Annotated in this window: 8 protein-coding genes and 3 tRNA genes; 5 read left to right on the forward strand and 6 right to left on the reverse strand. The window is 35.9% G+C overall.

Features of this window, described 5'->3' with window-relative positions:
* The first annotated feature begins 21 nt into the window (after positions 1-21).
* On the forward strand, positions 22-663 hold the full coding sequence (locus tag H5T44_01315; protein MBC7080881.1) for an MBL fold metallo-hydrolase: 642 nt from the start codon (positions 22-24) through the stop codon (positions 661-663).
* Positions 664-694: 31 nt separating this feature from the next.
* Positions 695-779 (forward strand) — tRNA-Leu (locus tag H5T44_01320).
* A gap of 22 nt (positions 780-801) precedes the next feature.
* Here H5T44_01320 and H5T44_01325 read toward each other — a convergent pair.
* Positions 802-874: transfer RNA gene (locus tag H5T44_01325), tRNA-Gly, on the reverse strand.
* A gap of 70 nt (positions 875-944) precedes the next feature.
* Between H5T44_01325 and H5T44_01330 the strand changes: the two genes are divergently transcribed.
* Positions 945-2,291, forward strand: coding sequence for a hypothetical protein (locus H5T44_01330; GenBank protein ID MBC7080882.1), 1,347 nt, complete (start codon positions 945-947; stop codon positions 2,289-2,291).
* A 34-nt stretch (positions 2,292-2,325) separates the two neighbouring features.
* A complete protein-coding gene (locus H5T44_01335; protein ID MBC7080883.1) occupies positions 2,326-3,366 on the forward strand; it encodes a M42 family metallopeptidase in 1,041 nt (346 codons plus the stop codon).
* Here H5T44_01335 and H5T44_01340 read toward each other — a convergent pair.
* Entirely contained in the window at positions 3,346-4,329 is a 984-nt protein-coding gene (locus H5T44_01340) for a class I SAM-dependent methyltransferase family protein (GenBank protein ID MBC7080884.1), read from the reverse strand. The two genes, H5T44_01335 and H5T44_01340, sit on opposite strands and share 21 nt — an antisense overlap.
* Before the next feature lie 28 nt (positions 4,330-4,357).
* Between H5T44_01340 and dph5 the strand changes: the two genes are divergently transcribed.
* Positions 4,358-5,170, forward strand: a complete 813-nt coding sequence (dph5, locus tag H5T44_01345; protein ID MBC7080885.1) for a diphthine synthase — start codon at positions 4,358-4,360, stop codon at positions 5,168-5,170.
* Here the strand turns inward: dph5 and H5T44_01350 are convergent.
* From H5T44_01350 to H5T44_01365, 4 genes are all read right to left on the reverse strand, one after another.
* The gene (locus H5T44_01350; GenBank protein ID MBC7080886.1) at positions 5,128-8,814 is read right to left on the reverse strand and encodes a PPC domain-containing protein; all 3,687 of its coding nucleotides are present in this window, start codon (positions 8,812-8,814) and stop codon (positions 5,128-5,130) included. The genes dph5 and H5T44_01350 overlap by 43 nt on opposite strands.
* Before the next feature lie 59 nt (positions 8,815-8,873).
* Positions 8,874-9,518: a hypothetical protein gene (locus H5T44_01355; protein ID MBC7080887.1), complete on the reverse strand. Its 645-nt coding sequence runs from the start codon at positions 9,516-9,518 to the stop codon at positions 8,874-8,876.
* A 558-nt stretch (positions 9,519-10,076) separates the two neighbouring features.
* Positions 10,077-10,161 (reverse strand) — tRNA-Leu (locus H5T44_01360).
* Between the two features lie 28 nt (positions 10,162-10,189).
* Positions 10,190-10,570, reverse strand: coding sequence for a hypothetical protein (locus H5T44_01365; GenBank protein ID MBC7080888.1), 381 nt, complete (start codon positions 10,568-10,570; stop codon positions 10,190-10,192).
* Positions 10,571-10,773: the final 203 nt, after the last annotated feature.

The following is a 10,773-nucleotide window of genomic DNA, read 5'->3' on the forward strand; positions in this document are numbered from 1 at the left end:
AAAAAGAAAAACTTTACTATTATGGAAGTTAAAAGATACCTTGGCTTCGGCTTTGAATCAAATGTCTATCTTATAAAAACCGAGAAAATTGCTATTATCGATACTGGAACAGGTTTTTATTCAAAAAATTTAATAAACCAGCTGGAGAAGGAGATAAATATGGAGGAAATAGATTACATAATCCTAACTCATGAGCATTTTGATCATTGTGGAGGAGCTAAAGAGCTAAAGGAATTAAGCAACTCAAAGATAGTTGCACACAAAAATTCTTCCTATATAATTGAAGAAGGGCTTGATATAAGTGCCTCCTTTTTCAATGCCATTCAGCCAAAAGTTGAAATTGATTTGAAAGTCAGAGGAGGAGAGGAAATAGATTTAGGAGATATTAAATTAAAAATTTTACATACACCAGGTCACTCAAAAGGAAGCATAAGTATTTATGAGGAGGATAGCAAATCCCTCTTTTCTGGAGATACAGTATTTGCCTATGGAAATGTTGGAAGAACAGATTTTTTTGGCGGGGATTTTGAAGAGTTGAGAAGTTCAATAAAAATTCTTAGCTCGCTAGAAGTTAAAAATTTATATCCAGGGCATGGAGAATATATCCTGAATAGCGGTGGAAAGCACGTTGCAATGGCAGAAAAAATGTTAGATAAATTTTAATATATTTTATATTTTCAAAATAGTCAAGATAGCAGGGGTTGCCGAGCTTGGACAAAGGCGCAGGCTTGAGGGGTCTGTCTCGTAGGAGTTCGAGGGTTCAAATCCCTCCCCCTGCACTAATTTTAACCATTAAAAATATGCGGGCGCCGGGATTCGAACCCGGGCATTGAGCTTGGAAGGCTCATATCCTAACCAGCTAGATCACGCCCGCTGTATGTAAAAACAAAAGGATATTTTAAAATTTTTGCGATGGTTTTATTTATTTGTAATGCTTTGTTTTTATGAAAAAGAGCTTAATTTTTGTTATATTTCTTCTTATTCTTTTGCCATCTGAGGATTTCAATGGTAATAAAAATTGGGAGATAGAAACAATTGATATGCAGGAGAATATAGGAATGGATACAAGTATATGCATATTCAATGAAGATATTTTTATTTCGTATTATGATGTTGAGAGAAAGATTTTAAAGCTCGCATCTTTTGTAAATGGGAAATGGGGCATAGAAATAGTTGATTCAGGAAATGTAGGAATTTATTCTTCAATTGCTGTTGATTCCTATGGACTCTTGCACATAGTTTATTATGATGCGAATAATGATAGCCTTAAATATGCAAAAAAGAACAATTTCTGGAAAATTGATACACTGGATTATGGAGGTGTTGGAAAACATGCATCAATTGCAATTTCAAATGATATTGTTCATGTAAGCTATTATGATGAAAGAAATGGAAATTTGAAATATGCAAGAATTGAAGGAGATGAAAAGAGCATAGAAATAGTTGATTCAGGAAATGCAGGAATTTATTCTTCAATTGCTGTCGATGCGTTTGGGCGTCCGCATATAAGTTATGGTAATGTAAGAGGAAAGCTATTTTATGCATTTTTAAAAGATGGAAAATGGATTATAGAAGAAATTGATAAAAATAGTGTAATATGGGAATCAACTTCAATTGCAATTGATAATCTCTCGCACCCCCACATATGCTATTATGATATTTCAAGAGATGATGTTTGGTTTTTAAAGCACGCGTATTTTGATGGTAAAAAATGGAGGGTGGAGGTTATAGACCCTGATTTGATAGGATTTTATAATTCAAAGGGTGCATCAATTGCAGTCGATTCTTATAAAAGAATTCATGTTGCATATTTTGGATGGAAAGGATGGGATTTGAAATATGCTTATTTTGATGGAGAATGGCATCTGGAGAAAGTAGATGAAGAAGGAGATGTTGGAGCATACCCTTCGATTGCTATTGATTCAAATGGCTATCCCCATATAAGTTATACTGATAGAAGCAATCTTGACTTAAAATATGCAAGGAAGATAAATTATGAGCCTAAAAAGCCGGAAAAATCAAAGGGAAAAATTTTTGCTAAAATTGGAAAAGAATTCTTTTATGAAACAATTTCAAACGATTTTGATGGAGATAAAATAAGATACGGATGGGACTGGAATGGTGATGAAATAGTTGATGAATGGACGGATTTCTATGAGCCAGGAAATAAAATAAAAATATCACATTTATGGAATAAACCTGGAATTTATAAAATAAAGGTTATAGCGGAAGATGAAAAAGGTTTTTTAAGCAAATGGTCGGAGGGAAAGATAATTTTTGTCATAAAATAATGCAAATTTTAAATATTTTTAAGAAATATTCCTCATGAATGAAATAATAAGGAGGCTTTGCAATGCTCATGGCATTTCTGGCTATGAAGATGAAATAAGAGAAATCATAAGAGAAGAGCTTCAGAAATTCGTTGATAAAATAGAAGTAGATAATTTAGGGAATATAATTGCTTTTAAAGATGGAGAAGGGCCAAGTATAATGCTTTGCGCTCACATGGATGAAATTGGTTTAATGGTAAAGAGTATAGGCGAAGATGGTTTTATAAAATTTTTAAAAATTGGAGGATGGTTTGATCAGAGCTTGATAAACAGAAGAGTTATCATACATGGGGAAAAGGGGAAAAGATATGGAGTAATTGGCTTCAAACCACCCCATATTATGAAAGAGGAGGAAAAAAAGAAGGCAATTCTTGCGGAAGAAATGTTCATTGATACGGGAGCAAAAAGCAGGGAAGAAGTGGAAAAAGAGGGAGTAAGAATAGGAAGCCCTATCACGCTGGATGTGGAAATGAAGGAATTAATAAACAACAGAATAACTGGAAAAGCAATTGATGACAGAATAGGCATTGCAATGATGATTGAAGCAATTAAAAGAATAAAGAATAATTCAAAAATATATTTAGTTGGAACAGTGCAGGAAGAAGTGGGGCTTAAAGGAGCAAAAACAAGCGCTTATAAAATTTCTCCAGATGTTGCAATAGTTTGTGAGGTAGCGGTTGCAAAAGATTATCCAGGAGCGGATGAAAAAGAAAAAAGCATAAAAATTGATGGAGGCGCGGTGATAACCGTTGTGGACGCAGGCGGGCGCGGGCTGATAGTGCAGAGGAATGTGCTGAAATGGCTTGAAGAGACTGCAAAGAAGGAGGGGATAAAATATCAGCTTGAGGTAAGTGAAGGAGGGACAACAGATGCAACCGCAATACATCTGACAAAGGAAGGAATTCCTTGTGGGGTAGTGAGTGTGCCAACAAGATATATGCATTCCGGGGTGGAGATGATTAGCTTGAATGATTTTGAGGAATGTGTTAAACTCGTTTCTAAAGCAATTGATAACTTAAAACTTCTTTATGAATAACTCCATCCCAACTTTATATTTCGAAGGAGAATAATTTCCTATAACTCTAATATTTTCTATTTCCGCTTCATAGCCCTCGCTCCTTATTTTTTCCTTTATCTCTTCCACCCTTTTATCAATTTTTTTTCTTTCAATTATTTCATAATAATGAATAATTTTTCCTTTTTCAATCGCAAAGGGAAGAAAATCAAAGCTTTTATGCGGTAAATTCATTATTACATGCTCCGCAGATGGCAAACAGGGCAAAACATCTTTTGCATCTCCTTCAATCACTTCAATATTTTTTATTTTATTCAACAAAATATTTTCCCTTGCATATTTTATTGCATCTACATTTTTATCTATTGCAAAAATCTTTTTTGCTTTTGAAAACTTTGCTATTAAAAGGCTAAAAGGAGCTACGCCCGCGAACATATCAATTACAATTTCATTCTCCCCAACCATTTTTGCAACCCTCATCCTCTCGCCAGCAAGGCGAGGGGAAAAATAAACTCTGGATATATCAAGCTTTATTTTTATTCCATATTCATTATGAATTGTCTCTGTTTTATTCTCCCCTGCAATAAATTCAACATTTCTAACCCTATACTCATCATAAACACCTCTATCATAAAAAACTGATTTTATATGCTTGTTTGATAATAGTATTGCATTCGCAATCTCCTTTAAGTTTTCTTCTCTCCCTCTCAAAATTGCTATCTCACCTATTATATCAATTGAAAGGGTGGATGGCTTTATTCCTTTAGACGCCAGAATCTCTTCATAGCTTTCTATTTTTATATATTCAAAATCTTTTTCGCATATAAAGCAACCTTCAATCTCGATTTCTTTTTCAACTGGAAAATAGACATAATTTTCATCTCTTATAACCTTGAACTCCTTTGAAATCAAATTTTTTTCAATTAATTTTTTTCTTATCTCTTCCGCTTTATTTTTCGGAATTGCAATGCAAATATGCTTCACATATATAAATCCCCAAATATATACATTTATGCTTTCTTTTATAGGCCTAGGACTATGGGATGAGAAAGATATAACATTGAAAGGATTAGAAGAAGCAAAAAAATGCGATAAAATTTTTGCGGAATTCTATACAAGCAAAATCGGCGTTGGTATAGAAAAAATAGAAGAATTAATAGGAAAAAAAATCCATGTTTTGAGTAGAGAAGAGGTAGAGAATGGAAAAATTTTATTGGAAGAGGCAAAAAAGAAAAGAGTTGCTCTACTTGTGCCAGGCGACCCGATGGAAGCCACAACGCATATTGATCTCAGGATAAGGGCGATTGAGGAAGGAATTGAAACAAAAATTTTTCATGGTGTTAGCATTATATCTGCATCCGCAAGTTTTGTTGGATTACAAACTTATAAATTTGGAAGAGTAATAAGCATTGCTAAGCCATCTAAGGGCTATTTCCCTCTCTCACCTTATGAAAATCTTAAAGAAAATTTTAAGGCGGGGCTCCATTCATTATTGCTACTTGACATTGGAATGAGTGCAAATGAGGCAATGGAAATTCTTCTTGAAATGGAGAAAATGAAAAAAGAAAAAGTTGTTGATGAAAACTCATTTATTGTGGTAATTGCAAGAATTTCTTCAGATGACGCAATTGCGAGAGCAAATGAAATAAAATATTTAATAAAGGAAGATTTTGGCGAATTGCCACACTCAATAATTTTCCCTGGAAAACTGCATTTTATGGAGAAAAAAGCACTAATAAAAATAGCAAATGCTCCAGAAAAAATAATAGAAGGGGAAAGAGATTATGGTGCTACTGGTTTTGGCTCAACCCATTCTGGGCTGTAGCATATGAGTGTTGGGTCTCCGAATATCACTTGAACATTTGTAACCTGCATTGATGATGGTCCATACATTGCAAAGTCATCGCCAGTGGTATAGTCTCGCTGATGCAAATATATGTATGTGGATAATGCTTCTCCTATTGGTTTTCCTTCAACCATGAAATCATATATCCACCAGTCATCAAGCAAATCTTCCTGTGGGCATAAACCAGTTCCCGCATTTCCATACCATAACACTGCTCCATGCTCAAGATATATATCTGGGCCGAAATGCTGACCTGTTGTACATGACATCCATAGTTCTATTTCGCTGTGCAAATTCTGGAATAGCTGGTCAACCCATTTGAAATGAATGAAGTCATATAGATTTGGCTCTTTTGCATTATACCATGTGAATCCACCCCATCTCGGGTCTTTTGTTTGAGTATCATCATACATGTATCCACGCCATCCATCCCACCATGTAAAATCGTGCAAATGGTGATATCTTGGCTCCGCTTGTGGGAAATCCTCTGCCCAATTGCGAGGTTGTGCGGAAATTCCGCTTCCTCCTGTTCCATGGCCAGAATAATAACTAACAAGTGCCCCAGTATTATATCTTTCAAGCAGATTTTCCCATATACAATGACCTTCATAGAATCTTCCATGAGAGCTGAATGATTTTTTTAATTCACGAGATGAATATACTGTATATGATTTTCCATCATTTGTGCGCCATGTGTGACCATCTGGGAAGTTCATTAGCTGGGAAGTTGTAACATTTCTCCCTGGATTTGCATAAATTATTGCTGGATATAATATATTTCTGCATATCAATGCGGTTTGCATTGCGGGTGTATCAAATATTATTTGTCCCGCATATGAATTATTTCCTGTCATTGCAAGTATTACAAGGTGGCGAATATCATCTTCTCTGTCCGCAACAAATAAATATGCTTCTTTTCCTGGCAAATCTAAGTTATATTTCACTGTTAGATTGTATATTCCATCATGTATTGCGGTAAACCATCTCTTCTCCAAATCAAAGCCGGGGCTTGGTATATTTCCTCCAAGTAAATCTTTTAGGAAATCTATCCAGTCAAATGGCTCACTCATTGATGGAAGATGGCCTTGAGCTCTGCATCCATGATACCATCCTCCGCCGTATGTGCGCCATGTTGTTGCCTTATCAAGTATATCATATGCTTCTGCTGCTTCTCCAATGCTTAAAACTGGTGAGCCATGGTATGCTGCTATCATTCCCGCTGGTGCAAAATAGCCATTAAGCGTTGCAAGAGAAGTAATTGTTATGAAATTCTCTGATTTTGGATCTTTCTTTATTGCATCAACTACTTCCGCCATTGTCTTGTATTCTGTAACACTTCCAGGCAAGCTTGCGGAGCTTACCTTACCTATATTGACAAATATTATGTTTGATACTCCGAGCTTTGATAATGCGGATGTTGTTTCTGCAGGAACGCTATCTTCCTTCACATAGAGCAATGGAGCATGCTTTAAGGAAGCAATTACCGCAGCATTTGCAGAGGATAAGGCCGCATTAACTCTTTTTGGATTATGCTCCCTAACTTCTATTTTTATATGATATGGTATTGAATCACTCATCTTTTCCTGTCCATATGGATAATGAGGAGCAACAATTGCGGTCCATTTTCCTGTCATTGGATAATGTGCTTCTACAGTGTGCTCTTTGCTATATGTTGGTTCCCATCTGCGCCATTTCTCAAATCCTATACCTTCCCAATGCCCTCCATTCCATACATGTATCGGATTTATTGGACCACCATTCCAATGTGGCACAGACGGATCTCTTATATTTCCATATGGATCAATTAGGAATACTTCTAAATAGCTTGGCTCATCTGTTGTTACAGTAACTTTTATACTGCAATCTGTTGTTGAAATTGGTATTGTATATCTATCCCCACTATAAACGGTTACTTCAAGTGTCCAGTCACCGCTATTTGAACCAACATATGGAATCCATAATCCTGGAGTTGAAACTGGGAAGTATATGTTTGTATTATCTCCTCTTGCATCATATGGGAAAGGCCAGTCTTCTTCAGTGCCAGGCTCATATCTTGGAGTTATTATTCCTACCGCAGGTGAATCTTTCCCGCGAGTATAAACAGTCATTGCTCCCCAGCTCTTATCAAGGAACATTGGCAAAGCTTGCTTTCCTCCAAAATCTTTAAGTTTTGAACTTCCTTTTGGAGCGGTTGTTACTTTTGTTTTAACTACAAGTGTTGCATCCTTATCAACTACTGTATTAATCTCATCTTCAAAATCACTTCCATCAACAGTAACGACCGCAATGCTTGAAGTTGTCCATTTTGTTGTTGCTATTTCAGCTGCTGCTTTAACTGGATCTGCATTCAGCACATATTCTGTTGCGGTCATTCCGTGTCTTGCAAGATATGTATTCCAGTCATCCAGTAGGTATTGAGTTGTGTCATCAACTGTTCCAAACCAGTGAGTTTGCTTATTTACTCCTCTATAAACAATCGGTGAAACATATCTCTTTCCATCCTTGATATAGTTTGCAGCAGGTATCGCAGCTATATATGCATACTCATCTTTATTGCTATTTGGGTCATCATTAACAACAAATGTCTGTGCAACAGGAATTATTTCTGGCTGTGGAATCGGGCCAGGTGGCGGAGGGGCGCTTACTCCAAGAGTTAATGTTAAAGTATATACTCCTGAGCCATATAAGAAGTAATTCTTCGGCCACTTGCTTTTATCCCATCCAGGGAACATATCTATTTTTATCTTCCATGTTCCACTCACATCAGCGGGATAAAGAAGTGTATCATCTCCATAATATTGGGCACTATAAACCCATTTGCCACTTGGATCATAGAGATGTATATCAAAATCTGATTTTTGCATTGGCTTTATTTCTACTTTTATCCCCTGCCCAGCGCTAACATCAAAGCTATACCAGTCTTCCCAGTCATTCATGTCCATGTAACCATAATATGTGCCTGGTGTAATTTTAAGTGCCTGTGATATGTCATTTCCCGCATCTTTTCCGCTACCCGCATCATTTTGTCCCTCTATTTTAACATCAAAAGTATATTCTCCAGCAGTTGCCCCGCTTCCCACATATATGCGAATTGCCCATGATCCTGTTTTGTCTGAAGTAAATTCAACGCTCTCCGCAGCATTTCCCGCATTTGCAGAAGTTGCAGCAACGCTTCCATCAGGTTTTACAAGTTGCAAATCAAAGTTTGATTTTGGGTTAAGTGTAACCTTTATCTTTTGCTTTTCACACACTGAAAATGAGTACCAGTCTTCATTATCTTTACCTGGCTCAAGCTCACCAGTAAATTTTCTTCCGGGTGCTTCATCTCTAACTTCTCCAGGATATATTGGCAATGCTCTCTTCATCTCATTTCCTGTATCAACATTGTAGCCAGCATCATTCCCCTCTCCAAGAATTCCTACTTCTTCACTATCATCTCTTATGTAGCTGTCAAGAAGGTAGCCCTTTACTTCTTCATTTCCTGATATATCTGTTGTTTTTATTTTCTCCTGCAATTTTGTTATAGGCTTGCTCTTCTCAGGTTGCATTGTTATTCCAAAGCCCATCGCAGATATTGCTAATAACACCACAATTCCTACCGCTATTTTCGCTTTTCCTTTCATTTTTCAGCCTCCAATATATAATAAAAAACATATTTATATTTATTTCGTTTCATTTATATTTATTTCGTTTCAGGTGGCAAAATTTTTTTAATTTGTCTGCTCAGCTCAACCAGCTTTTCTATATTGTTATAATTTGATGATGCATTCACTATGCTATCAAGAAGTTTTGGAGGATTTGAGGAGCGAAATACATTTGATGAAATAATTATCCCATCCGCCCCCATCTGAAACAGCAAAGCAATGTCTGCGGGAGAGGCTATCTCAAGAGAGGCAAACAGCAAAGCCTTTAATTTTCTTTCTTTTCCCTCTTTTATCAGCCATAGAACATCTTCAATCTCTCCAAAATCGGTTCTCAATATTTTTGCCCCTTCTTCTATTCTATCATCCGCTTCCTCAATGCTATTAACCTTGCATATGAACGGGGTGGAAAAATCTTTCTTTTTTATATATTCTATATCCCCCGGCTCGCTCTCGTCTATTATATCTACTCCTATTTTTTCAAGAATCATGGCCTCAACAAAATGACCAACTCTACAACTTGCAATCAATGGAAGAGAAACTTCTCCCTTTATTTCCTCTATCATTTCAATGTCAAAATTTCTTACAAAAACTCCATGAGCATGCTTATCTATTTCTATAGCCTGATTTATATCATCTACTTCAACAATAATCCCATGCGTTATTTTTTCAAAAATATTTTCCATTGAATAGAAATTTTTAAAAATATAAAAACTTAGCGAATCTTTTCATTCATTTCATCATAAATTTTTTTGTTTTATGCGGATTTATAGCTGTTGGAGTTGTTGACTCAATAGCAAGCAGTTTATAAGTTTCAAATTCAGTTCCTCTTCTACCTTTAAGAATATATGCGGGGTGAGAAAAAATGTGAGCAACTCGTTGTTATTCTTTCTGAATTTTCTAATCCCATAGAGATGCTTCGCACTCTTGCAAATAAAATTAATGGGGAAAGGAAAATAATTGCGACACTCTGCTTTGCATGGAAGGATTCAATTCTGAAAATGATGGCGCATCTCTTGTTGGATAGGGAGCATAGAAAAAGCAAACAAAATTATGGTGCATTCCTCTTATCCAGATAGCAGGGCTGCTGGGAGAATACTTGAGGTGGCTAATAGAATGCTCCAGAAATTGAAATAGATCCTGAGCACTTTATATGGAAGTGAAAAAGATAGAAAGGCAAATAAAGGAGGAAATGAAAAAAGCGGAGCCAAAAATAAAAGGAGAGCAGATAATGTATAGATGAATGCAGGGGGAGGGATTTGAACCCCCGAAGGACTTCACCACAGGATCTTAAGTCCTGCGCCGTTGGCCTAGCTTGGCTACCCCTGCACAAGAAAAATAAATTTGATATAAATAATTATTTGGTAAAGTGGAATTCGTATCTGTAAGGAATTTCCCCTATCTTTGCTCTATAACCGCAGATTTTGCATCTATAGCCAATTACAATCTTTTCCCCGAGCAATGACAAATTTTTTATTTTTTCAATTGCGCCATAGCAAACAGGGCATTTAGAAACTTTTCCATTTGATTTCTTATTTTTTGTTGATATCTTTACAAATCCACACCTTGCTATCATATTTCTTGCCCTTCCCATGCTTATTGTATATTTTTCATCAATTTTTTTTAGCTCGTTCAAAATCTTATCTCTAAAATGCTTTAAGGAGTTAAAACTCTTCTCCTTTCTAATTGCATTGAAAATCGCCCTCCTTATTTCTTCTTCTTTTGGCAATTTATACATCTTTTATAAATTTATTATTTGTTTATAAATCCTTGCAGAAAAGTAAATCCTTGCGGAAAAGGGGTAAGAATTGTAAATAAGGATTGCGAAATCCTTGTATAAACAATTTTGATTTAAATCATGGAGGCAAAGATATAGCTTTAATGCTAACAATGCCTTCTTTTATTTCTTTCAGCAAGCAATTCAGAAAGCAATTTCATTTA

Source organism: Thermoplasmatales archaeon (assembly GCA_014361195.1).
Classification (GTDB): Archaea; Thermoplasmatota; E2; order UBA202; family JdFR-43; genus JACIWB01.